Annotated in this window: 30 protein-coding genes and 1 pseudogene; 1 reads left to right on the top strand and 30 read right to left on the bottom strand. The window is 51.2% G+C overall.

What is annotated here, in order from left to right; all coding sequences use genetic code 11:
- Positions 1-1605 carry a DUF6311 domain-containing protein gene (locus LZU96_RS08880; RefSeq protein ID WP_233987918.1) on the top strand — a complete coding sequence of 535 codons (1605 nt, stop codon included), beginning with the start codon at positions 1-3 and terminating at the stop codon, positions 1603-1605.
- Positions 1606-1631: 26 nt separating this feature from the next.
- Here LZU96_RS08880 and LZU96_RS08875 read toward each other — a convergent pair whose 3' ends face one another.
- The 30 genes and pseudogenes from LZU96_RS08875 to LZU96_RS08735 all read right to left on the bottom strand — a co-directional run bounded on the left by LZU96_RS08875 (position 1632) and on the right by LZU96_RS08735 (position 24428).
- Complete coding sequence (locus tag LZU96_RS08875) at positions 1632-3515, bottom strand: glycosyl hydrolase family 28-related protein (protein ID WP_233987917.1); 1884 nt, start codon at positions 3513-3515, stop codon at positions 1632-1634.
- 57 nt (positions 3516-3572) lie between these two features.
- Positions 3573-6050: a host specificity factor TipJ family phage tail protein gene (locus tag LZU96_RS08870; protein ID WP_233987916.1), complete on the bottom strand. Its 2478-nt coding sequence runs from the start codon at positions 6048-6050 to the stop codon at positions 3573-3575.
- A complete protein-coding gene (locus LZU96_RS08865) occupies positions 6037-6402 on the bottom strand; it encodes an NlpC/P60 family protein (protein ID WP_233987915.1) in 366 nt (121 codons plus the stop codon). Before LZU96_RS08865 ends, LZU96_RS08870 begins: the two co-directional genes overlap by 14 nt.
- 13 nt (positions 6403-6415) lie before the next feature.
- A complete protein-coding gene (locus LZU96_RS08860) occupies positions 6416-6886 on the bottom strand; it encodes a hypothetical protein (RefSeq protein WP_233987914.1) in 471 nt (156 codons plus the stop codon).
- A complete protein-coding gene (locus LZU96_RS08855; protein WP_233987913.1) occupies positions 6886-7383 on the bottom strand; it encodes a hypothetical protein in 498 nt (165 codons plus the stop codon). Before LZU96_RS08855 ends, LZU96_RS08860 begins: the two co-directional genes overlap by 1 nt.
- The gene (locus LZU96_RS08850; RefSeq protein ID WP_233987912.1) at positions 7383-9995 is read right to left on the bottom strand and encodes a tape measure protein; all 2613 of its coding nucleotides are present in this window, start codon (positions 9993-9995) and stop codon (positions 7383-7385) included. The genes LZU96_RS08855 and LZU96_RS08850 overlap by 1 nt, the downstream gene beginning before the upstream one ends.
- Before the next feature lie 30 nt (positions 9996-10025).
- A complete protein-coding gene (locus tag LZU96_RS08845) occupies positions 10026-10397 on the bottom strand; it encodes a hypothetical protein (protein ID WP_233987911.1) in 372 nt (123 codons plus the stop codon).
- A gap of 90 nt (positions 10398-10487) precedes the next feature.
- A complete protein-coding gene (locus LZU96_RS08840) occupies positions 10488-11162 on the bottom strand; it encodes a DUF6246 family protein (protein WP_094119135.1) in 675 nt (224 codons plus the stop codon).
- Positions 11163-11221: 59 nt separating this feature from the next.
- A complete protein-coding gene (locus LZU96_RS08835) occupies positions 11222-11965 on the bottom strand; it encodes an Ig-like domain-containing protein (protein ID WP_094119134.1) in 744 nt (247 codons plus the stop codon).
- An 18-nt stretch (positions 11966-11983) separates the two neighbouring features.
- Positions 11984-12376, bottom strand: a complete 393-nt coding sequence (locus tag LZU96_RS08830) for a hypothetical protein (protein WP_094119133.1) — start codon at positions 12374-12376, stop codon at positions 11984-11986.
- On the bottom strand, positions 12373-12741 hold the full coding sequence (locus tag LZU96_RS08825) for an HK97 gp10 family phage protein (protein WP_233987910.1): 369 nt from the start codon (positions 12739-12741) through the stop codon (positions 12373-12375). Before LZU96_RS08825 ends, LZU96_RS08830 begins: the two co-directional genes overlap by 4 nt.
- 1 nt (position 12742) lies before the next feature.
- On the bottom strand, positions 12743-13090 hold the full coding sequence (locus tag LZU96_RS08820) for a hypothetical protein (RefSeq protein ID WP_233987909.1): 348 nt from the start codon (positions 13088-13090) through the stop codon (positions 12743-12745).
- Between the two features lie 304 nt (positions 13091-13394).
- Positions 13395-13796, bottom strand: coding sequence for a DUF7370 family protein (locus tag LZU96_RS08815; RefSeq protein ID WP_233987908.1), 402 nt, complete (start codon positions 13794-13796; stop codon positions 13395-13397).
- 57 nt (positions 13797-13853) lie between these two features.
- Positions 13854-14153, bottom strand: coding sequence for a hypothetical protein (locus tag LZU96_RS08810; protein ID WP_233987907.1), 300 nt, complete (start codon positions 14151-14153; stop codon positions 13854-13856).
- A gap of 9 nt (positions 14154-14162) precedes the next feature.
- Positions 14163-15260 carry a major capsid protein gene (locus LZU96_RS08805; protein ID WP_233987906.1) on the bottom strand — a complete coding sequence of 366 codons (1098 nt, stop codon included), beginning with the start codon at positions 15258-15260 and terminating at the stop codon, positions 14163-14165.
- A gap of 14 nt (positions 15261-15274) precedes the next feature.
- On the bottom strand, positions 15275-15727 hold the full coding sequence (locus tag LZU96_RS08800) for a phage cement protein (protein WP_233987905.1): 453 nt from the start codon (positions 15725-15727) through the stop codon (positions 15275-15277).
- Positions 15727-17001, bottom strand: a complete 1275-nt coding sequence (locus LZU96_RS08795; protein WP_233987904.1) for a hypothetical protein — start codon at positions 16999-17001, stop codon at positions 15727-15729. The genes LZU96_RS08800 and LZU96_RS08795 overlap by 1 nt, the downstream gene beginning before the upstream one ends.
- 13 nt (positions 17002-17014) lie before the next feature.
- Positions 17015-17980, bottom strand: a complete 966-nt coding sequence (locus LZU96_RS08790) for a phage minor head protein (protein ID WP_233987903.1) — start codon at positions 17978-17980, stop codon at positions 17015-17017.
- Positions 17925-19274 carry a DUF1073 domain-containing protein gene (locus LZU96_RS08785; RefSeq protein ID WP_233987902.1) on the bottom strand — a complete coding sequence of 450 codons (1350 nt, stop codon included), beginning with the start codon at positions 19272-19274 and terminating at the stop codon, positions 17925-17927. Before LZU96_RS08785 ends, LZU96_RS08790 begins: the two co-directional genes overlap by 56 nt.
- A gap of 56 nt (positions 19275-19330) precedes the next feature.
- The gene (locus tag LZU96_RS08780; RefSeq protein ID WP_233987901.1) at positions 19331-19504 is read right to left on the bottom strand and encodes a hypothetical protein; all 174 of its coding nucleotides are present in this window, start codon (positions 19502-19504) and stop codon (positions 19331-19333) included.
- Positions 19505-19565: 61 nt separating this feature from the next.
- Positions 19566-20813, bottom strand: a complete 1248-nt coding sequence (locus LZU96_RS08775) for a PBSX family phage terminase large subunit (protein ID WP_233987900.1) — start codon at positions 20811-20813, stop codon at positions 19566-19568.
- Entirely contained in the window at positions 20810-21244 is a 435-nt protein-coding gene (locus tag LZU96_RS08770; protein WP_233987899.1) for a ubiquitin carboxyl-hydrolase, read from the bottom strand. Before LZU96_RS08770 ends, LZU96_RS08775 begins: the two co-directional genes overlap by 4 nt.
- A gap of 9 nt (positions 21245-21253) precedes the next feature.
- Positions 21254-21499 (bottom strand): hypothetical protein, encoded by a 246-nt coding sequence (locus LZU96_RS08765; protein WP_233987898.1) that lies wholly within the window; start codon positions 21497-21499, stop codon positions 21254-21256.
- A gap of 43 nt (positions 21500-21542) precedes the next feature.
- Entirely contained in the window at positions 21543-21671 is a 129-nt protein-coding gene (locus LZU96_RS23500) for a hypothetical protein (protein ID WP_255729652.1), read from the bottom strand.
- A 121-nt stretch (positions 21672-21792) separates the two neighbouring features.
- On the bottom strand, positions 21793-22314 hold the full coding sequence (locus tag LZU96_RS08760) for a KilA-N domain-containing protein (RefSeq protein WP_094119118.1): 522 nt from the start codon (positions 22312-22314) through the stop codon (positions 21793-21795).
- 210 nt (positions 22315-22524) lie between these two features.
- Positions 22525-22722 (bottom strand): hypothetical protein, encoded by a 198-nt coding sequence (locus tag LZU96_RS08755; RefSeq protein ID WP_094119117.1) that lies wholly within the window; start codon positions 22720-22722, stop codon positions 22525-22527.
- 144 nt (positions 22723-22866) lie between these two features.
- Positions 22867-22971: pseudogene (locus LZU96_RS08750) on the bottom strand (lysis system i-spanin subunit Rz); the annotation flags it as partial.
- 3 nt (positions 22972-22974) lie between these two features.
- Entirely contained in the window at positions 22975-23472 is a 498-nt protein-coding gene (locus LZU96_RS08745) for an HNH endonuclease signature motif containing protein (RefSeq protein WP_094119116.1), read from the bottom strand.
- Positions 23447-23935, bottom strand: coding sequence for a lysis protein (locus tag LZU96_RS08740; RefSeq protein WP_233987897.1), 489 nt, complete (start codon positions 23933-23935; stop codon positions 23447-23449). The genes LZU96_RS08745 and LZU96_RS08740 overlap by 26 nt, the downstream gene beginning before the upstream one ends.
- Complete coding sequence (locus LZU96_RS08735) at positions 23919-24428, bottom strand: lysozyme (protein WP_274598692.1); 510 nt, start codon at positions 24426-24428, stop codon at positions 23919-23921. Before LZU96_RS08735 ends, LZU96_RS08740 begins: the two co-directional genes overlap by 17 nt.
- Between the last annotated feature and the right edge of the window lie 2 nt (positions 24429-24430).

Genomic DNA, 24430 nt, shown 5'->3' with positions numbered 1-24430 from the left:
ATGGCGAGTAAAGAAAATAAATATTATCTTGTAGTGGCGCTTATTTTTGGTGCCTTTATCTATATTATATTTGGTGGGGCGCGGACACTTAATATTTTCAACATTAACTTCCTAATGAGCGGCGATCCTGCTCAGCATTGGATTGGCTGGGAAACCTTTCGGAGTTCTCCAATACTTCAGTGGCCGTTAGGGAGAAATGATGCTTATGGAATGGACATTGGCAATACAGTCGTATTTACCGACTCCATTCCACTGATAGCCATACCTCTTAAATATATACTGTATTTTTATCATCAAAACATACAGTACACAGGGCTGTGGCTGATGCTTTGCTTTGCTTTAATTAGCCTGACGTCCTATAACTTTGTACAACAGAAGACAAACGATAAACTATACGCATTACTCTGCACGGTTTTTTTCACGACCTCAGCCGTATTGATTCAAAGAGCAATAGGTCACTATGCGCTTTGTGCCCAATGGTTATTGATTTATTCCATAACCCTTCAATTCTCTGACTCTTTCAGCAGAAAGAAATGGATGTCGCTGATATTACTCTCTTCACTAATTCATGCGTATCTTATGGCGATGTGCCTTGCAATCTTTTTCGCTGACCTGTTAAACAAAACAAAAAGAGACAGGGAATCAATAAAGTCAGCAGCTATATACTTAATTATCCTGTTCGCATCTCTATATGTCTTGATGGATGCCGTAGGATATTTCACCATTGCGATAGGCTCAACCTACATAAGCGGATTTGGTTTCTTTCATCACAACCTGCTAGGTTTTATAAACCCAAATGATCAGGTTCTATCTACAATCCTACCGGAAATGAAAAAGCAGCCTGGAGATTATGAGGGCCAGGCATATGCTGGCGCTGGTCTTATTTTAATGGCAATCATTACCATATTCTCCCAGTTTTCGTACCTGAAGGAAAAGATAACATCTAAAAACCGGCGCATAGCTTTAGCCCTTATGGTTGGCCTGTATCTGTATTCATTATCAGGTAACATTGCATTTGGCGACAGGACAATCATAGATTTCAACTACCCATCATTCTTGCATGGAATAACCGGAGCCTTCAGAGCGTCAGGAAGGTTCATATGGCCAGTTTTTTATACACTGTCTTTATTAATTGTAGTTGCCAACTATAAATATAAAGACAAAAGACTGTCATACATAATACTTGCTCTATGCCTGTCTATTCAGGCTTATGACAAAACAGACTCTGCAAAATGGTCGGCGGCTCATTACATTATTGATGAAAATCCTCTTCAGTCAGAAACGAAGAATCAGCTTAACATTGCCGGTAAGGATTGCCTTGTCGCATTTAAACCTGAAGACTTCAATGAAGAATGGCTGAAATTTTCATACTATGCAGCAATGAAAAATATGAAAATAGGCTTCGGATACTTTGCTAGATTTGACAGAGAAAAGTATGACAGACAAAAGGATTTAGTTTCTGAGGAAGTCCTCTCTGGTGATATGCGTGAAAATTGCATTTATGTCTTCAAGAATGAAGCAGACGCTATCTCAGCGTCAAACAAATCGAATGGAAGGTTTGCCATAAGTAGACTTTATAACGCCTGGGCGTTATATTCAAAATGATAGTGGCCCCGAGGGGCCAATTTTACCTAGCTAACTCTCGACACTTGAACTCTGATTGTCCCAGACCCCAGGTCAACAGTTCCACCAGTGCCGTTTTGAAATCTGAAACTTACAACGTCTGAAGCAGAAACCCACGCGCTTAGGGTCACGCCCAAAAGCGCATTACTGAAAGAACACTCTACCATGTCGCCCATCCTCGCGCCTTTACAGGCACATGTTGAGGTTTGACCTGATCCATTCGTTAGCGACGCCGGGTCAACTACTACGGAACCGAAACCCCATCCGGTAAGATTGCGAATAACTACACCTGTACTAGGAAACGAATCGTCAACAAGGTCATGCACAGTTGAGTTTTCTACCACAGTTTTAGTTACTGCAGCATTCAAGAACACTCCGCGAGGCGATGCACCGAAACCGCCACTGGTACCAGTACGCAAGTTTCGCAGGCTAACATTACTCACCGCGCGTCCAATACTAACATCCGCGGTAGTGTTACCCGCACAAACAGCCCCATCAACTTCAAAGTTTTGCAGGGTGACATTATCATCAATTTGAATACCGTTAACGCTGTCGTAAAACTCGCAGGCGGATACTCTTAATCCGTCCACGTTAGAGCCGGATACAACCCGCAGCCCGGCACCATTATGGCAGCTTGCGAGCCACGAGTCGGCTACCGTTATCCGCTGCACATTACCCGCCTGCGAGTTAGCAATAAACAGGCCGCCATCATCGCTGGTATCGAGATAGCAGTTAACAATTTTAACAGAGCTAACCGCGCGTCCGAGTGGCGGGGCCATAACGATAGAGTGACCGCACTGCATTAATTGGGTATTGTGCAAAAGTATGCCTATTGCGTGTTTGAAATTAATACCGGCGTAAGGTTCATTTCCGTCAGAATTCTGAACAACAGAATTCCCGATAGTACCCACTCCGTCGTCAACGCCTAACTGGTCCACTTCGATACCTACGCCACTAGGGTAATGGATGTCTCGGACCTCAACCCGGTCTAAAGTAAACAGGTTGCTGCGCAGCCTTAATCCCGAGTGAACAAAAAGTATCTGGACGTTACGGGCATAAAATCTTGATGATGCATTAGTCGCATCGACAGCAAAAGTACCACCAGTAGATTGGAGAGCTCCTGCGCCAATAATTCTAAGGTTTTCTAAGCCGCAACCTTCTGACGCAATATTAAAAAACGTGGAAGACTGATTAGCAGAGCGGGTTAAGGTTGTTGCTGTATTACCACCACCGATGAAAGTTACTGGCTTCGAAACATTAATGGGTTTTTCTATGCGCCAGAACGCGCCGCCGGGGATGTAAATCACACCGCCGTTGCTCCCTAGTGAGTCATGAGCGCTCTGGAATGCTGCTGAATCATCCGTAACCCCATCCCCCTTGGCACCAAAATCCAGCACAGATATAGAATCGCTTAATTTCTCCTGTAGGGTTCGTGAGGATGCGCCGTCGACTGATAATTTGAATCCCACCATTGATGCGCCCATTCCAATTCCGGTGCTGGCAAGGGACGCGCGTAGAGAAGCATCACCTACCGATATCCACGCCCCAATACCAAAGCCACCCGTATTTTCAGGTGTAGAATTGCTTGCAATGATTTTTGGCAGGTCGCCATCCCAGCGATAATACTCACCAGTTCTGGTGTCTCGAAGCGCTTGATTAGGTAATGAAATTGTCGCCCCCGCCTGAAATGAGTCAATTGTAATATATCCAAACTTCGATATCGCCTGCTGTGCAACCCAGCGAAGACCTTCAATTGTGTAGTGATTGACACCAAATCTATCTTGGTACTCGAGCTGTTTTGATGTTACGAATTCATCAATTTTTCCCGCATTAAACTTCAGGTCGCGAGGTGATTCACTTGGAACTTGGTTTTGTGTAGGTTGCGTAGCCATATTTTTTCCATAAAAAAACCCGGCACGGGGCCGGGTCTGGTTGGTCGGTGACGGTTCTTATTGATAGATAGCGTCGCTGTATTCCGCGACGGTAAGAGATACCGTGTTATCAGTGTTAGGTTTGATACTGCTGACCGTCCATAGCTGACTGTCCATCTCTTCCACTGTCGCTATGAGATAACGCGATGGGAGTTGCACAGAGTCTCCGTTCCATATATTTAGCTGAATGTTAGGTACTGCGGCGGTGAAGCCGTATTTCGTGTCAGAGCGGGCCGTTGCTGGGTAACGCAGAGTAGGTTTGCCCAGACTATCGGTGACCAGCACATACATATCCCCTGAAAAGGTAATCTGCTCGCTGGTATCAAAGTCATTCCCGGCGCGGCCGGTGATATATCCCTGTTGTTCGTTGCTGTCATAGATGTCAGGCATCTGAATAACGCTACCTACTTGGATTATGCCATCCTCAAATACTTTGGCGTTCATTCTGGTTCGTGAATACATCAGCCGCTTTGCTTCACGTAATGCACGCTCGCGTGCCTGGTACTCGTTGCGGAACCCTACGATTTCCATCTTGTTCGGGTTCTCCGCCTCTTGCTCCGTGATCACGCCGTTGACGATGCGGTAGTTAATGTACGTCTTGTTGTTCGTTGATGGATGCACATAGGACACCTGAACTCCGTCATAACCTCCCGGAAGAGTGGCCTCATACGTTATTTTGTATTCATCCGTTTTCATGTTGGCCCGGTTAAATACGGCGGCGGGATTGGCAACCTTTTGATCACGCGTAAACGTCAGCACGTTGTCATCCATGAATGCGATAACGCTTGCGGCATTGCATATAGCCTGCACTCGATCACCCAGCGAATCGTTCTCATCGTCAAACGTGTAATCGAAGTAGCCAAGGCGAGCATCAGGCAGTGCTTCTGCGATCGCATACAGGCCGTAGAGGTCGATGCTACTGACTGGTTGCTCACCAATAACCAGCCACTCATGCGCGACTGCATCGGCAAAGGAACGGGACGCTCGCAGCGTGTAATCTACTGCGCGCGTGTCGAGGTTGTAGCTAATAGTTTTGCGGGTGGCTAACAGATTATATTTTCGTTCGCGACTTCCTAGTGCGTTCTCCGTTGCCCTGACCCTGACGCGCACAAGCGTATCCGTTGGGTGCGTCACGTTCTGGCGTATATTGATACTGTGAATCTCTTCTACTTTCAGAAGAGAAGCGTCGCCAGAGTTATCGGTACGCTGGAAACTGATTGCATATTTCCCAAATCCTCCAGCAGGCGTCAACTTGTCGGTTCGGTAAAAAACCTCGCTGGTTGACTGGTGTGGCGTTGTCTGGCGATAAGTAAAAGTCTGCTGAGTCCCGGGAACTTGCGTGTAGTCATCATTGATCTTCCAGATGATGACTTTCCAGTTGGTCTCTTTCTTCCCGCCTAAGCTCGACTGCGTATGTAACCACAGTTGATCGGACGCGACAGGCGAGAAGAATGGCCCCACAACCAGCGCTTCGTTGTCATTCAGCACAAACTTGGTAGTATTAATTGTGGCGTTTGCCGGGATGTCCTGCGGACCTTCCAGTTGGCTAAAGGTGAAGGTGTACCAGCGTACCGGATTTGTCACCGCGCCGTCGTTCGTTTCCACAGCTGATACCAGCGAGCCAGAAAACGTTGCGTCCGTTGTCACGTTGCCGGATGCCGTGCTGTACGTTACGTTAATTGTGAACGTAACCGCGTGTGGCAGGACCAAATTTTTGAAGTATTCGAACTCTGCCTGCTTCACTATCTTAATGGCTATCTGGCCGCCGGAATAACTTCCGCTGACCATCGTATTGGCGGTGGCAGACTGGATTGGGAAGTCACTTGCCTCGTTCTGTCCTGGCACTTCTTGACCGTCTACATCGTCGAAACCATAGCCTTCTACGATTTGCGGAATTACTTCTCCGGGCTGATAAACCTGATATTCCGCACCGGCTAACGACCCGATACTGGACTCGGAGTAACGCACTGAGTCGTAGTCATAACTTCCAATGCCAATACACATCCATTCCGTGACATACTTCAGCCCGCCGCTCTTCACATTCTGTGTAACGTACTCAAATACCGATTCCTGAATCAGATCGGGGAATGAACGTACCTGACCGTAGATGTCCGGCTTTGCCTTATAAACTCGAGCGGTATTTGTCTGTCCGGTCAGGGAATTATTCGGAGAGTCCACTGAGTTCCCGCCAGAGTTAGCAATGGCCGGCTTTGGCATCAGGAAAGAAAATACCTGCCCAACCACCTTGAATATTGGGCTAAGGATGTCACCTACAACACCTTTTGGCTGATCGAATATCTGAATGTGGTCCAGCTCTGACAGCTCGAAATTCAGCTCGTCATCCTCTTCCAGTTTCACGCCATTACGCACAATAAGCACGTCACGGTGCAGAGCGGTGTCATTATCTTCCAGCCAGGCATAAAAAAAGGTGCCGTTAGGCACCCTGTAACGCTCTTTAGGCGTTCCGGGAAATCTCTGCAGTTCAATCAGTGCCATATCGAAAGTATTCCACTTTGGTGAATGCGCGCTGGATCAGCATCAAAGAGTCCTGCCTGACACTTCCGTTTTCGCCACGAGAATGCAGCGCCTGACGCCGCAGAATAAGCCCAACGTGTGCCGGCCGCGTGCCGGTATAGCCAACAAATATTCCGCTCTCTACAGGATGCGGCACCTGCTGCCAGAAAACCACGTCACCCTGATAGCAGGTGAAGAAGTCTGCACCCGATTCGTAGTCTGGTGTCTGATGCAGCTCTATACCTAGCACCTGCCGGTAATAAAGCACCACCAGTCCCCAGCAGTCGACGGAATCAGTCGTACAGGACCGGTTTGCCCAAGGGACGCCGATCATGCGCGCAATAAAATCAGAGGTACTGCAGTCCAGTGTATTCCCGTGGGTCATAGAGGCGGCCAACGTTATTGTTGAGTGGGTTGGTGACAGATAAGGTCACGGAGGCATTTTCAGCATCTATGTCCACTGTCTTAACATAGAGCTGCCATGATTTAATCGGTGCTGACACGTCGCCACTGTCAAATATCTGCCGGGTGGCGGTTATCGCTGTTAAACGCGATGCACCCTTCCATTGCTTCATCATTGATTTGACGCCTGAGGATATCCGCCCAAGCTTGACCGTAGCGTCGATTACCGGCGTCCCACTCTGCTGGCTTTCCTCAATTTCAAATCTCGCTGGTTGGTAAATCACGCCGCCGAGCGTTTTGTTGTAAAACTGCTTATCGACGAGACGCACATAACCGAATGATGGATGGTAAAACGTCAGCGTGTCATACAGGCCGCGTGTCGGTCGCTGTTGCTTATATTCTAGAAAGGAAGGCATCAGGGAACCCTCGGCAAGGATTCTGGATCTCGGTTATCTAGGTATCCAGTTACAACAATATCCAGCCATGAATCCCATGGCGGCGGCAACTCAACAATAATGTCATCGAAGTCGTCATCTGGGTTATTCAGGCGGTTAGCTATTACCGTCCCCGTCCACGTCACAACACCCCCGTCTATGCTGGTCTGCACAGGCATCTGTGTGAAGTGCAGTTCCTGTATCTGAATACCGCTGCCGCCAATGTCGATTTTCATGCGGAACCAGTTTACGCCCCGGTTTAGGTAGTTAGGGCTTCTCAGCCATTGCTGAAAAGCCCTTTCTTGCGCCAGCGTGAATATCCATGTTAGCGACCAGGTAACCTTCAGATCATCGGTAAGGTTTTGAAAGATAGCAGGCCCAACCGCAGGCTGATCCGAAAGGAATCCAGTATCCAGCGTCATATTCTTGCTGGCTTTCTGCGCCAGCGGCAGCCAGTCGGGATAGTCAATAATCGGCATTAACTTTGCCCCCTTGGCGTGCGTTTAACATTAAAGTTGCTGGTGATGCTGCTACTGATAGGCCCGCCGTTATTCAAATCTGCAACAATCACGTCGACAGTTAGTCCACCATTGCCGTCATTACCAGCCTGTGCATCGACAGATGCCGAGGTGTAGTTCTGAATGTTGATTACCACTCCGCCTCCGCCAGCACCCTGCATATCCTTATTGCTGATTACCGAACCGTTATCGCCGGGGATCATGTATTGCTTGCCACTGCTGGCCTGATATATTTCAGGCAAACCACCTTCGCCCACCTGATACATCGACCCAGCCGAAACAGGACCGCCGTTCTTACGTGCTCCGGCAACAGACAGTGCTTGCGCCATTCCAACGGTTGCGCCTATTCCTATTTGAGCTGGCACGGCGTTTGCTCCTGATGTTGCGAGCGAGGTCATAGCCGCAGCTGGCGCCATGGCAGCAGCTATAACTGCCCCTTGTGCCGCCGCAACTCCCGCCGCAGCGGTCATCCCCACCTGCCCCATAATTACCGACTGAAGCCATGCAACACCCATCTGTACAAATGAGTTGATTACGCTGTTAAGCACGGTCGAACCAAGCGAGCGCATTGCGTCCTGAACAGACATGCTTCCGGTCAGGATGCCGGTCAGGGCATTAGAAGCATTACCTGCAAAACTATCAAAGGCAGCGGCTGCAACTTCATTGCCAGCACTCTGTTGCCGCCATATTTCCCACTGAGCTTCGATTCGCTGCTGCTCATATTGGGTGTTAGCGGCATTTCTCAGTGCCAGACCCTGCTGCTCGGTGAGGGTTTTATTAGCCTCGAATTGCTGGATCAGCGCCAGTTTCTGCGCGTTTTCATTAGCCAGTTGCTGGACTGGGTCAACCATACCCGCGGCGGATTGCTGCGGGGATACTGCCTGGTCAGCACGTATTTTTGCGAGGTTAGACTGATGCTCTTGCTCCAATCTCTCTGAGGTGACGTTGTACTGCTCCTGGCTAATCTTTTTCGCAGACAATGCTGTGTTTAGATCTTCAACATCCTGCTTGTAGCTGGCGTTTTCTTTGGCCTCTGGCAGTAGCTTTTCAGCCGCAGCCTGAGCCCTGATCGCGTTTCCGGTATCCCACTTGGCAGCTGCATACTGTCCAGCAAGCGCGATATCTTCCTTGGTGGCAGCGATACCCAGCGATTGCTGTGCGTTAAGGATGGCTTGCTCGCGGCTTAACTGGCTTGTTGAGCCTGCTGCCAGCTCTGACTGCCCTTTGAGGTTCTCAAGCTTCTGCGTGATTGCCTCTGCCCGACTTGCAGTAGTCTTGCCTTCCCTGTTGTTCTCTTTCTGAGCCTCAGTATTGCGGTAAGTTGCTGCGTACTGATCCTCAATAGCTTTAACTCTTTTCTGATCAGTTACCCCTGCATCCGCGGCGTCGTATTGCGCCTGAAGACGGGCGCGCGCCTCGCCTTCAAGCTTTGACAGAGCAAGCCTTCTCTCAGAGTTCTTGACCAGCTTTTGGGTGGCTGCATCGTCGCCTTTAGTGCCAGAAGGCTTAAATCCGCTGTTATTTTTTGCATCCTGCGCTGCCTTGGCTCGAATGCTGGCTATTTCCTGCTCGGTCTTTTTGAGCTCGAATGCTGCCTGGCCTCGACGCTGCTGGAATACGGTGTCAGTCTCGTACCAGCGCTGGCCCTCTTGGACCTCTTTATTCAGATCTTGCTGGAGCTTAATCAACTTCGGCATCCTTGCCGCATCGCCAGCATTGTTGTTATAGAAATTCAGGTTATCAGCAACGTTCTGCATCAGACCGGCAAGCGTAGACGTCAGGCCAATGGCCTGGTTCAGATCGCTGATCGCATTTCTGAATGCCACATCTAGGCTGTTTTTTGCCCTCTCGATGCTGACCGGCATCTTATCGAATTCTTCATTCACCGCCTGAGAACGACCCTGAATAGCATTAAGCGCGTCAGTTGCACTTAATTTCCCCTCAAGCATTCTTTTACGTAGTTCGCCGATAGAAATTCCGAGCCCGGAAGCGATCTGGCGAGCAAGCTCTGGCATCTGCTCCAGTATTGAGTTGAATTCTTCAGCTCGAATCGTTCCGCCTGCAATAGACTGACCAAACTGGCGAAGTGCGTTAGACATTTCTTCAGCCGAAGATCCGCCAATTGTTCCAATTTTTTGAAGGGTGGATGTGAGTGCCAGAATCTGAGAGTTTGTCGCGCCTGTTTCCTTAAGAGCAGATGTCATGGATTCCCATAACCGCTCGGTGTCAGCAAGGCTACTGCCAGTTTGCGATGCAATAACAGAAAGGGACTTCATTGTTTCTCTGGCGGAATCAATACTTGGACTTAGCCTCGCTACGCGCGCCTGAAGCGTGCTCATCTCATCGCCAATTGCGATCAGACGCTTTGCTGTTTCCAGAGTGAAAGCAGCGCCGATAGCAATGCCAACCTTGTTCAGCGCCCCCTCAAACCGGCCGGCAGACTGAGATGATTTGTTGAAACTTCCATCCATCTGGTCAAGGCGCTGGTTAACTTTTTGCTGAGCGGCAATCAGATCAGCGACATCCATCTCTACCTGGTAAACAATGGTGCCTAGTTGCTTATCACCTGCCATTCGCTTCTCTCCGGGCATAAAAAAACCCGCTTAAAGCGGGTTCTTGCATTTTTGGCTTAGCGCTTTTCGCGCTACTGCTGGTTCTTTTGATTTGTCATATAGCTGAGGCGTTCCAACTCTCACCCCGCCGTTTACCTCTTCAGCCTCTGATATAAAGTTGAGGGAAACTTTTTGACCCCCTGACCTGGCTGTAATTACACCGCACACGTTCCCCGAACGTGAGTATTCAGAATATTCTGCGCTAGGAAAGAACTTAGCATTTTCAAAAGACTCAACTGTTACTTCGGAAGGAAACCACTCAGTTTCAGCTTCTTTTTTGACTGACGTAACTATCCCATCGTCTGTTACAGCAAGCGCTGAAAATGGAAGCAACATTGCCAACATTGTGATTAAAATTTTCATAATTTACGCCTTTAGTTATTTGGAAATCATCCTACCAGGAGGCGGTTTTTTTTCAATAAAGACGAGTAAATTTTGCGCAGTGTTTCGGTATTAAGCAGCTTTCGCTCTCCGCCTTTCCTGTTTGGCTAAGAACTCGTCTCGCGTGGCGTCATATTCTTCACGAGTAAAGCCTTTCTGGTCAGGGTATTTCGCTGCAAGCATCATCTGGAACTCTGTCATGCTTAACTGCTCAGCCTCATTCCTGCTCATCCCGAAGTGGTTTCTTGCGGCGTTAATGTAATCGAAGGAATTAAACTCTGTCGTTGCCTTGCCGCTTTCATGGCGCTGTAACTGCCGAACCTTTGCCTTACCGATGATGCCATGTGTTATCAAGGACTGAGCGATTAGCAGCATCTCAAAATCACCCATCAAGCCCATGCGGCGCTTAAATGGCCTGCCTTTCGCTCTGGCCGGACGGAACTCACCAATAAGAGCAGACAAATCATCCTCACAGCACGCCTGCATCACAGTCATGGCAGCCATAAGCGCTCGCTTTCCGTAATTGCAGCTGCGGATGTGCTCGATTAGCCAGGCTGGAACATGTCCATATGCGGCAGTTGCACGCTCTATCAGAGGTGTCAGCTCATCGTGGTGCAGATCGGCGAAGGTCTGAACAATCTCCTGCGGTTCACCGATTCGGCTCATTGCAGCGAACGAAGGACGGAAGAAATATTCATCCTCTCCAGCTGTAATCATGCACTCGCCAATCTCTTTGTAAGGTGTCATGGGTTAATCCGGTAACAGACATTTTCGGGGCCACCAGGTGGAAGCCCCTGAAATGGATATTATGCGGTGATGGTCGCAGCAGTGGAGCCAGTAAACGCACCATCAGTCGATGTGAAGGTGATGCTTGCAGTGCCGACTGCGACACCCGTCACCAGCCCGGTAGAACTTACCGTTGCTTTTGTCGCGTCTGAAGTTGTCCAGGTTCCTGACTTGTCTGTTGCATCAGCCGGTAATACGGTCGCTGTAAGCTGGCGGGTCGCACTAACTGCAATAGAGGTTGTCGCTGGTGTAACAGTGACACCCGTAGCAGGCACTCTGTCATCGGTATCGACTACCTGGATGGTATCGGCTGCCGCCACCTTGAACTCCGTGGAGAAGGTGATGATGTCGTTAGTGCCGCCATCAGAACTCAATGCGTTGATCAGCATGTACCCCTGGAAGGTGATCGGCCCGAACTCCATGCGAACCCAAAGAGTAGGCTGGCGCGCCGCCTGAATTTCAGTGTTGAAATACTTAATCAGGCGACCAACACCATACTGGTCGAGCTTATCGTTACGGCGAACCTCACCCTCAAACGAGATAGTGAAGTCAGCGTTTGTAACAATGTTCTCTACGTAGCCTTTGGTGTCATCGGCATCTGACGTCACGCTGTTCGGCGAGAAGTCGAAGCCTTTACTGGTGCCTGCAGCCAAAGCCTTCCACTCTGACTCCTGCGGCACTGTATCGGCGCAACCATCAGCTACTTCGAGCACAATGGCGCGGCCAAACAACTTTGTGTTGTCCGTTGGGCAATTTGCTGCCATGGGTAATTCCTCTTTTGATTAACTTTCGCCGTAAGAACAGGCAAATTGCAGGCGCCAGACCATACGCCCCTCTGCCGTGGGGATTGGTGATGGTATGCCACCCATATTGGTGATTTGGCCGACGCAGGGGTCGCTGATAGGGTTTTGCTGCACGTAGTCGATGATGGCCTGCACGTCAGACTCTGACTTTGCGTAATCTCCTGCAGATTTGCCGGTGATCAGGTCAACAAGCACGTAATGATCGGAGCCGATATCTCTGTCTACCGGAGTGCCACCGTTAGGCCGGAACACGATGAACCGCTGCTTCAGGTCACCTGTATCAGTCCAGATGAGTGACTGAACCGTGTATCCGGATGTCAGGCCCGTATCGATAAGCAGATTTTTAACACGCTGATGCATCGGAGGATTCACAAGCTCATCTCCTTTTTAATGGTGCGGTCGATGAGGTCGCGGGTATCCTCGAAGCCTTTGGTCAAAAACTCCTTCTGGGCTGTCGCCCTTCGGAATGTCTGCAGCACATTCGGGTCGTGAACATAAACCGCATAGTTTGCTGAGTAGCCAACCCGCCCGGTTAACCTCGTACCTTTGATGTCGAGCTCTCGATACTGGCTGTTGATGAGCGTGGACGTGTCGATAGGCGTATACAGCGCTGCCTGTGATGAACCGATGATTAATGCGCTCTGAATGGCCCTGACAGCCTTCCTGCCCTGAATGTCACCAATCAGGCGATTAAGGTTCTGCTGAGCCTGTCGGATACCGCGGACTTTTACTCCCATATCAGCCCCCGGTCAGAATTGCATAATCATCAACCAGCCGCTCAAAGGTGTCAGCATAGCGAATAGCCTGCATAACCTCATCAGCGCCCGCTGCTATCGGGTCTGGATTGCTCGACGCGCCAATCAGTATGTAATCACCGGTATCTGCCAGTGCGTACTCCGTCCATATGGTGTTCTTAACTACCTTCTCGCCGCCAATCGCCCCTAGCCGCTTGCTCAGTCCACCCTGATAGTCGCAGGCAATCACCATCGGCTCAGACCAGCCTAGAGAATCTCCGTACTCATCCAGCCCTAAAGGCTTCCAGATGGTCGCCTGAGCTGTGTATGACCAACTGTCTAGGCTGCTCAATGCTCACCTCCAAATTGATTGTGACGTCACCATGTGACTTTTCTGCCCTATAATCCACGCGGGGCATGAGGTGGTCACAGCAGTGTTCGCCTGCGATGTAGGTTTTGCCTGATTCGACAAAGCCGCCGGTTCTGGTCATATCATGCCCTCCAACTAACAACGGTGGGCTTTACAGCAGCGATGCGAGGGCAGTTAATCACCCACTCACCGCTGCTGTTCACATAGCCAGTCGCTTCCCGGCCATTTGAGGTTCTGATCCAGACCCGTTCGAATGGCTTGGGTAATTGTGATGCCGGCAGCCAGCTCATTGTCGCCCACCACACATGCATCCGCCCTTGGCAATCCAGATGCCTGCAAAGGACTGCTGAGTTGGGTCGGCGGGTATCAATGCAGTGGCACACCCGTTTTTGTCGAGACCACGCAGAAGACCAATCGAACCCTTCCAGCGATCTACAAATGAGCCGTAGCGGAATGATCTCGACGCACCAGATGGGGCTGACTGAGAGCTGATATATTTATCGCCCTGCCCCAGCCCCATCAGTCCTAACAGGTACATCTGAATGAGTAACGCTGTAGCTGGCGGGTAATTAGCATCCAGACATTCCTGAATGCTGTTTGCCTGCTCAACAAGCGCCGTGAGAATGAAATCTGGCAGCGTAATACCCTGGCTAGCCAGATACTCTTTTGCCTGCTCCTGGGTAACCATGAATACCTCTCAGCCCTGCCGGAACAGGGCATAAAAAAACCGCCAGCGCGGCGGTTGTTATTCAGCGGTTGGGAAAAGCTTTTCCAGCTCACCGTCCGGCAGCAGCTCTGCCAGCTTGTCAGCGCCGAGATTGCCTTTGTACTCAATACCCAGCTCATCAAGACGCTTGGTGATCGCATCTTTGCGGGCCTGCTTGTCTGACGTGGCGCTAGGTGTTGCCGGAACCAGCTCAGCCGATGCTTTACCGGAAAGCTTGCGGACGTGAGGCTTCAGTGATGGATGCACTGCTTCCAGTTGCACTACGTCACCCTTTGCTACGCCGTGCCACGGCTTAATCACTTCGTATTTATCAGCCATGATTTCTCCTTAAGCCAGGTTGGCGCCGTAGACCACACCGGACAGGCCTTCGCCGTCCTTCTTAATCTGCAAACCTTCTGCAGACATGATCTGGAAATTGTAATTGCTCTGCGGCATTGGACGCGGCAGTGGAACAGTACCAACAGCCATACCAACCAGCGGAGAAATGACGTCCTGACGGCGCTGGTAGCCGAAGAATTCATTGCCGGTAAGTGCGAAGGTCGGCGTGATTTCTCTGGCAGGAATGAACTTCGCGATCGCATCCAGCACAGTGCCGCTTACAAAAGCATTCGAGCCGCTGCCAACTTCAATGGTGTAAGGCTTGGACATGTTCGCCCAGATTTCGGCGCTCACCCACAACTTGTCATAAGCAGCGACTTTGTTGCGGCGGGCATTGAGACCAAAGGCACCTGTAGGACCAAAGAAGGCCAGCATCTGGGCCGGGGTAGCCGTAGTCAGATCGATATTTGCACCGCCAGCGCCGCTTCCAAGGTTGATCTTGGAAGTGTTGCGGTGGTTGCGAATGCCCTGACCTTTCATACCATCGACGGAGATTGTGTCACTGCCATTTAGGTAGTAGTTCACGCGCTTTTTATGGAACTTGCGCAGTTTGGCAGCCTGAGAATCAAGCGCCAGATCGATGCCGACAGTGCTCAGGCCAGCAGCATGACGCCAGTTGACGCCATAACCAGCGGTAAAGACAGGGATCGGGTCACCATCACCATCGTAATCAGTGTGGTCGAATGAATATGGCGCCTGACCATCGATGCTGATTGATACGTCATCTGCGATGTCGCCTGATACGTTATACATCTTCGCAGTCTTGCCAATAGGAAGAACGGTCTGCACGCCCATCAGGTCGTTGATGATTTCCATGCCATCTTCCTGATCGCGCATCTGGATAATCTGGCGGTCAATCTCAGCCCAGAACTCGCGGGTAAAGCCGCCGATGGCATTCGCTGCCAGCATCTCATGCGTCATGCGCGTACGAAACGCGTTAACCATCATGTCGTGCTGAGCATTGAAGATGTCACGGTTCGCCCACAGCTCGTTCCAGTGTCCGCGCAGTCGGCTGTTAGCAGCCAGTGTTTCAGCGGTAAAATACATTCTTATTCTCCTGATTAAGCGCCAGCAGCTGCGGCAACGGTGCCGACGCGCATACGCACACGGATAAAATCGGTAGCGCCAGCAGCGATGGTCGCTTCGTCCTGGCTGTAGCCAATCACTGAATCAGTGTCTGCCGTAGCGATTTCGAATTGGCCGTTGGTGCCAAGCGTGATCGGTGTGTCTTTTGCATAGGTGCCAGCCGTGCATAACAGAGCCAGCTCGCGACCTTCTTCTACGTAGTTACCTACAGCAGAATCGCCTGCCGGAACGGCTTCGGTGATATTCAGGCCCTGGTGATATGCCACATCAATGATGTAGAGACGACCAGCCAGCGCGGTAGCCTGCGCAAACTCATTGTCGTCGTTGATGACAGCCGCAGTACCCGGCAGCAGAGCTGCAGCAGTAACGCGGGTTTCGGTCTTGTACAGAGACTGACCGTCGATATTAACGCGACGATAACGTGCCATTACGCAGCACCTCCGAAGTAAGCAGCCGGATCCGGTGCGCCGGTCACTGGTGGGTTTTTGGCACTGTTGGTGCCGATGTGGGTAGCTTCACCCAGAGACTTAAACATTGCGTCCAGGGCTTCGCCTGACAGTGCGCTAGCAACGATTTCGCCATGCGCTGCTGCCACAGCATCACGCTTGGTTTTCTCTTCAGCGCGTGAGTTGGCGGTCAGTGAATCTGACAGCGTTTTCTGATTGGCCTGGATGCCTGCCAGTGCTTCAGTAATGGGCTTCAGTGACGCTTCGTTGTTAGCAGCGATAGCGCCGCTGACGATAGTGCCAATCTGTTCCAGTTCTTCTTTGGTTAAAGGCATATCGCCCTCCGTTTGGTGGTTTGTTGCAGGAGCATCCTGCGGTGTGAAAAGGGATTTAACTTTGTTGGCTACGATGGCGACCCATGATTCCTGGCGGGCGACTTTTGAGCCGGTATCGTCAAAGGTGATCTTGCCGCCTTCGGTGGTGTAACCGTAAACCTGCGCATCGCCCCCGTTACGGATGACGATCGCCTGTGAGTCAGTGAAGTCAGCAATCCACGCGTAATCATCCGGGCCGGTAGCAAACTTATCTCGGGCAGCCTGCTCAAGGCGGCGTTCGCGCTCGCGGTATGATTCGCCAATCAGCGCGCCAGAGTTGGATTGCAGCGTTTTCGCCTGGTCAGCGTTAACCATCAGACCAACACCCTGCTCGGGCTGCGCTGCGCCAACCTCGTGCAGCAGAATGGCGTCGTGGTCCATCATGTTAATCTTCGCGACCCACTCGATGCCCTGCGCCTTCTGTTCTGCGCTGGACTCCAGTTGGTCGAGAAATACAGCAACACTGGTGTGGATCGGCGGAACGTCATCGCCACGCTCAATAGCGGCAACGCGCTCAAGCAGCTCCCGTCCGCCTTCGCTCTGGTTCGCTACAGTGGTATCAACCCACTTCTCCGCATAAACGCGGTTGCCGGACTTCTTCACGTTGCGGTTCCATGCGCCGATGTGACCAGCGTTGATGCCTTCGGGTGAAAAGGCTGAGACAAACTGGCCATCTACAGTCGGATGTCCGAGCGGAGCCAGGGTGCCTTCCAGCCCCTGATAATGTGCGTCGATTTCAGATGCCGGATACAGGCCGCCGTTCATCACAACGTTGGCTGGCAGTGTGTAACTTGGCAGCACCAGATGCGGCCGCCCGTTATACGTTTCACGGCGAATAGCCTGACTGTTCACCTTAGTGGTGACATTGACCTGCATAGTCATGGTTATCTCTCGATTAAGCCGCGTGCTTGTGGTCGCAGCAGTGATGTGATTTGTTGGTTGCCATGCGCCTACCCCATGTCTGGGTAAACTCTTTTTTGGCGATGTCGATTACAGAGGAATTGAGCGGCACTCCCTTCGCATCAACCAGTACAGTGACCTGAGAGCATTTGCAGTTGATCGCATTGCCGTTGATGCTGTACCAGTCGCGAACATCTTCCGAGGTGTAGAGATTGCCGTGGCGTAGTGCATGCGTCCGGCGCGTTGTGGCGCTCAGGGCAGACAGATGAAGCAGCATGACATTCAGGCCTAGTTCATCTTTGGCTGAATCATGCTCATCCCATCTGGCACGCCGTAGTGCGGTGGTGATTTCCGTTCTGGCTATACGGTTAGCACGGCCCTGCTCAATACCTATCTGGTCATGCAGCCGTCTGGCTATTTCTTTCGGGTTCTGTCCGCGCCCCATCCCATCTGTCAGGATTCTCGACAGGTCCTGCTTCACATCCGCAGCAAGCCCTTTCATCTCTTCAAACGTGCGGGCTCTCACCAGAATTAACCGGCTTTGATAGGCATCGCTGAGAAGGATATCCTGCACACTGCCGCGATCTGCTTCGTACGCGGGAGATTGCTGAGACAGGTTGGCAAACTCCTGCGCCGTGCCTCGCTGATAAGATGGTGAAACGTAATCCTGAAACAGCCACGGATTGAATTCGCCACCCTGCAGCAGGATTTCATCAACGAGTGAATCGCTGTTCTGCAACAGCATCGAAAGCAGGGTTGGGTCTAACTGGAAGGTGTAACGCTGGTTTACTGCTGGCTCTGCCGGGATTCGGTTAAGGAGTTCGATGTAACGTGTGCTTATTTGCTTAAGGCGCCTGCCGTATTCTCGCATTGCGCCGCGCTCGAAGCGGTCAACGCCTGTCGGGTCAAGCTTGTTTCCGGGCAGGATTGCTGGTTTCGGCTTCTTCTTCAGTTTCGCCATCTTCCTCATCCTCTGGTAATGGATCACCGCCACCCGGTTCATATCCTGCAGCAACGCGAATCTCATCAACCGTAAACACCTGCTCACCTGAGGCCAGAGATGTCTGGTTGATGTTGCTCATCTTCGTTGCGCTATCCAGCTTGTCTGATGGTGACTGCTCGTTTAGCTCATCCCATACGATGCTGAATTTCGCGACCGGCTTGATTACCTGCAGAGATGTGAGCTTGTCGACCATGTCCTCAATATCAAACGACAGGTCACCACGTCGCGACTGGCAGCGGCTGTTGAAATAAATCTGGTCTTCAGTGCTGGCTCGCTCACCTGACTGGTTGCCAACGATGATGCGTGATGGAATATCTACCGAAGCACTGAAGGTCTTCAGGTTGACTTCATAGGTCGGCGAAGGGTCAGAGACGGCGTTAACCATCGATGTGACCTGCGCGCCTTGCGTAATCAGCAGCGTGTCGTTGCCGCGGTTAATCTCTCTGGCTGCTTCGTTGTATCGCTCCTGTAGCTCGTCAACTGTGACGCCATACATCGATGCCAGATTGTTGAAATCGACCTCTTTGTCGAAATTGATGTTCTGCTGTCGCGCCGCGTTCTTCAGGAATGACTCACCTGAACCACCCTCGACCTTTTCCAGGCTGACGCATGCGTTATAGCCAGGCTCAAGGAAGCCAATTTCGTCTTCTGACATATCGCCGATAATCAGCACGCGGTCAGGGTGAACGTTGCGCTGCGCCGTACTTCCATCAGAAAGCGACTCGGTATACTGCCACATTGTGATGCCGCCGTTGTTATCCCGGCCGCCCACCTTCAATGCGCTCGCCCAAACCGGCGTTATCTTTTGTAGTGCTTTGCCTTTAACTACTGGCTCATCCCACTTCTTGCTGTCTTTGATGTGCAGCAGGATACCGGCCCATCGGCCGACAAGGCGTCGAGCGTCAGCTTTAGCAAAGGTACGCCAGAAGCGGTGAGTGAATACCTGATTGCTGGAGCATTCCCATGCGGTAAGCTCTCGCGAGTCGTCTGACTGCTCACCCTCAACAACCTGTGGGTTCGTCTTCCAGCAGTTTGAAACCAGCTTATTCACAGCACCGTGAGCAATACCGCCGCGACGATAGAGTTTGTGCAGGTCATTAAATGTCAGCTCTTCTTTGAAGCCGTATTCGCACCATGCGCTCTCACGCTTCGCGTCCAGCCCCATGCCGGGGTTAAATGCCATGGCGCGCGCACGGGCAATCCTGACGTCATTCAGCGCGTGATTGACGGCTAGCGTTAATTTGTCAGTCATGGTTTGTCCGTTGGTGGGTTTGGGGCAATAAAAAAGCCACCGAAGTGGCTTGGAAATTACTGATAGCTTTTCAGCTTTATCGTGTCGCCTTTAAATTGTTTCTGAAGGGCTTCTATCAATGCTGACTCCGTTTTCCCATTAGCAAGAACATCGGCTAGCTTGACCTGATTGCCAGCGGTGAAACCTTTCGGAATGCGTTGGAAAATAACGTTTTTAAAATGATGCTGCATAACTATCTCCTTGTAAGTACATCATTAAAATTAACGTCAGTTCATGGTAAATCTTTAGGCTTTAACGCAGCCTTTTTGGGATCATCATCCCTGCTAACTGGCCTTTGCGCTTAATATGACCATCTAGCCCGTAGCGTATGCCGTCCCAGCAGTGCTCATCGCCATCGGCAAGTTTCGGCAGCACCTCTCCGGTGATGCGGTCCGTTTTGTACGACCACATGCGAGCTTCACGGGCTACGTTCTTGCAACGTGGATGGATGATGATTTCGTCAAAGCCGCGCAAATGTGCTATGCCATCCTCAACGCTGCCCTGCCACTTCTCAGCAGCAGATATTTTGAATCCCTGCCGCCTGAGGTAGCTGATTGTTTCTGGTCGCGCAGAGTCGGCCTTGATAGGCCATTCACGAGATCCGGGTATGGTGTCGTAAAGCTCTGGCATGTGGTCCAGCTCAGTCTGCTGACCATAGGCCTCATACTCGATGTAAAGCCGGTTATGCAGAATGAATGATCTGGTCAGTGTGTTCGGGTCCTTGGCGAAACCAAAGTCAGCGCCAAAGAACAGCCGCTCAGCCTCTTTCCACAGATCATCAGAGAACTCAGCAATACGATATTTGCCAGCAAGCACCTGCTTATCTGAGTTCTCAAGATAGGCCCCTTCCCATACCCACGCATATGTTGAAGGGTCGAGTCGGCGCTCATCGTTCAGACGCTCCCCCTCCAGCACGTCAGGGAACCACGGGTTATCCGTGTAATTCATCTCGACAGTTACACAGTCATCACCCATCTCTTTCCGAAAGCGCTTGTCGGTAGCGCTGCCGTCTCGTTCCGGGTTCCACGTCACCCAAATCTCTGAGCCCTCTTCACGAACTGTCGGGCTAAGTTTCTGCCAGGCGATCTCGCTCACCGATTCAGCTTCATCAACCCAGCACAGCAGAATGCGTGCCTTTGACTTGATGCTGTCGAGGTTATGACGGAGACCGGCGAAAACGTATGTTACTGTTTTGTCGATGGTGCGGATGTATTTCTCGCCAATATCGAAGTTAGAAGCCAGCCATGGAACCGACAGGATCGCCTGCTTAACTTCCTGCATACTGGACTCTTCCAGCGAGTTCATGAACTCACGTGCACACAGGATTACCCCACTCTCACCGTTCATCATGGCCTGATACGCTTTGACGGCTGTCATCAGGGCAAAGGTGCGAGTCTTTGCGCTACCGCGCCCTCCATGTGAGCAGCGATAGCGTTTATTGATGGCGGTGAACAGTGGGGCAAGCTTAGCGGGGATCGGGAGCTGTACGGCTTCACTCATGCTTTTGGCTCAACGGGCAGCAGCTGGATGGTCGTCGGCTTAGTTGCCATGCTGCCATCCGAAGATTTGTGGTCGATTTCCTGGCTGACTTTGTCACCGTACTTCTTCGGATTCATGCGAGCCAGAGCCCATTTGCGAGTATCGATGCGCAGGCGGGCTTTCGCTACGGCTGCGGCTTCTTCGGCAACCGCGTCGGCAATGTCGAACATCTCTTCGAAAATAGCGTCGGCTCGCGTCTCAGTGGCTTTCGCGTACTGGTCACGAAACTCTTTGTGTTCAGCTAGCCAGCGGAAGACAGAAGTCTTGCTGGGCATTCCCGGGCGCTCACAAACTTTACGCAGGCTTTCACCGTCGGCAAGCAGTGAACAGATGTCAGCAGCCACCTCTGGTAGATAATCAGAAGGGCGGCCAGTTTTAGTTTTGGTCGCCATACTCAGTCCTTATTCGCTTTCTACAATCTCAGCCTTGCACTGAAAGTGAGGTGACTCGGTTGTGTAAGTCACATCTAAATCGCCTTTGCCATCTTTCGCGTCGTAGGTGCGGGAGTAATCACCGACAGCCTTGCCGTTGAAGGTATCGCGGACAACCTCTTTCCCGCCACGCTTTACGACGACCTCAGCCGTTGCGGTGTGAAGCCCTTCGTCAGATGCATACTCCAGCCCGTTCACGGTGAGTCGAATCTTCATATTTTCTCCAATAAAAAACCGCCCGGAGGCGGCTTAGCATGATTCAGAATTTATCCCCTGACTCAGGTGCTTTATGTGGATCGTCTTTACCTTCACCTTTTTCATCTGGATTAGGCGAGACTGGTTTAGGGTCATAGTCAGGGTGATCTCCTTCGACCGGACGCTCAGACATGAATCCTCCTTTTTTATGAGACACGTTACAAAGTGTAGGAGGTAGTTCAGGCGCACGTCCAGCAGCGGACAAAGAGCCGTTGTGAAAGAGGCTCTCGGTCGACGCAAATTTGCGTTGGCTGTCAGACTGCGATATCCAGCGTGAGTTGTAGTTGTTCGCGCCAGTATTCGACATTTGCCTCAATAGCTGGCTTGTCCCATCTCCAGCGAGCCAGCTCACTTGCCCCTGCACTCACTTTTTCCTTTCTCGCATCACGGATGCGGCATGCTTGCTCAAACTTCTGCTGCTCAGTCAACTCACCGCGAAGCAAGCTATCAATGTGCAAGTCACACCACACAGCAAAGCGGGCGTCACACCAACGTGCAAACGCAACTGAAAGCTTTGGATGGAGCCAAGTACCACCGCCTCTATCCTTACGGGCTCGACTGGTCTTTACATACCTCGATTGTGAGGGATGTAAAATCTGCGAATCTTCACCGGTTAGCGCCTCATCTAAGGCGCGAATGTATTCGAGCGTTTCTGCCAGACGCATCCAGTTATCGATACGTTTGCCAAATCTCTCTGCTACGCCAGTAACGTTGATCCAGCCTTCGGTATTGAAACGAACCGCCTCACCTTTGTAGTTCAGTGGAACAATATTCATTGCGTTTCTACCTTTTAGAAAGTGAGCCTGTTCGCACAGAAAAGCCGCCCGAGAGAGGTCGCCACCTATAACGGCAGTTCTCAGGCTCGCTTACTGAAAGGCTCTCGTTGATATGCGCATGCGACTGCGCTGAGATTTATTGCAGGTACAAAAAAGCCCGACCGAAGCCAGGCTCTATGGTGCTCGTTGTAACGTAGGTTCTGGTAACAGCTACTGGAAGGTAGCGACAGTTACGCCTTTCTCATTGCAGACGTAAGCAACCTCTCCGTCATCCAGAATCATTTCATCATCACCGCCTGACCAGCCACGGAAGAAAATCATTCTTGATTCACGAACGAAACTCACGTCGCCGGTTGCCTGTAAAACTGAAATGTCGTTGTCTTTGTTGATGGTCTTGATGGTTAGCATTTTGTTTCTCTTGGTTGTGGTAATAAAAAAGCCCCGGCAGAACATCTCTGTCAGGGCTGGCTTTCGGGCACAAAAAAAGCCGCACCCTTTCGGACGCAGCTCTTCATCTTTGGGAAATTTAGCGCACTTTCCTGTGCGCCTCAATCATTTCAGGCACTGCTCCCTGATGTACTGCTGCAATCCTGCTATTTGCTTTCCGGCTGTTTCGATTCGCTCTCTGAGGGTGAAATAATCCCGTTGAGCGGAGTTGACTCATTGATAACATCGTGTAGGAGCTGATGGGTGAAGCTTTCTTTTGGCTGACTTGTATGCCTGAGATGCTTCACTCTCACTCCTGAAGGACCCAAGCTCGATGCACTTACCAGAAACAGTTATCCTTGCGCTATACATATCGCGCCTAGGGTCATGCTTAACGCCTTTGCAGATTCGGTTATGTTGATTTTCTGAAAGGGTCACGGAGCGCAAGTTTTCTGGAGAGTTATTAGCTTGGTTGCCATCTATATGGTCAATGCACAAAGGCCAGCACCCGTTGACCAGAAACCAGATCACTCTATGGGTGCAAAGCTTCTGTCTTTTTACGGCAACCCGATAGTAACCATCTTCTGTTTCAGCGCCGGCCTGCTTGCCGAGCATATGACCATTGAATTTTGGTGCTTTCTTCCATCTCAAGCCCGAAGTCATGCTGCTATCTACTTCAAGATGCTCGTTGATGTAAGCCTCAATTTCACTGGTTACTTTCGCCCTTCTCATCAAATACCACCTTTCGGATATAATCTTGAAGACCGCGAATTTGTTTTTCAGAGGTAGCTAATTGCTCTCTGAGACGGAAATAATTTTGTCGAGCGTCTGGAGTGAGTTCGGCGCTGGCTGCATCATCCAGGCCGGAGGAGGCGGTGGGTTGCTTCGTGCAGGTTGCGTTGAGCTGCAACCGGCGCTTGCCAGTAGCAACATCATCATGCAGCTGATCGATAGTCGCTTTAGCATCAGCTAGCTCCTTCGTGTATTTCTCATCGAGTGCCGCCACATCGCGCTGGCGCGTCTGCATGTCGGTGATGGTGTCATGAGCCAGCTTAAGGCTGCTGCTTGCGGTGTCACGCTGCGCCTTGTAGTCAATGGCATTCCCACGGTAGTAGAGTGCGAACGCTACTGAGGTGGCTAACAGCAGCAGAACCAGTAGGATGAGTGCAGCAAGCACCTTAGCCTTTAAGGTCATCGGCACTCTCCGCCAGGCACATGGTGCGCTCCATATCGCGGCGATTCATTAATCCACGCCATTTCTGCCCACCCGCGTAAATCCAGCGGCGCAGCTCTTCACACGCGCCATCGACATCGCCTGAGTTCAATCGCTTAAGCAGGGTTGATTTAGAGAACGCGCTGGTGCCCACGTTGTAGGTGAAGCTGTAAAGCGCGGCGCGCTGGTATTCGCCAAGTGGGATTTTAACCATCCCGTCGACCGCCTTTTTAACTGGCTGCAGGTCGTTCCACATCAGGCGGTCGCATTCGCGGTCGGTGTACTTCTTACCCTTTATGATGTCGGTGCCAGTGTGGCCGTCGCAGACAGTCCAGACGCCCGCCACATCTTTGTAAGGCTCGTATACCCTCCCCTCTACTCCATCCTTTCCGCCGAGGAATACCGTGGCGATAGCCATAGCTCCGCCACCCGCGACAGCAATCAGCTTATTGCGCAGGCTGTTTGACATAGCCATGG

The sequence above is a fragment of the Pantoea agglomerans genome, assembly GCF_021397715.1.
Lineage (GTDB): Bacteria > Pseudomonadota > Gammaproteobacteria > Enterobacterales > Enterobacteriaceae > Pantoea > Pantoea astica.
Note: the sequence above shows the minus strand (reverse complement) of the source record. Positions and strands in the feature narration are given on the sequence as shown.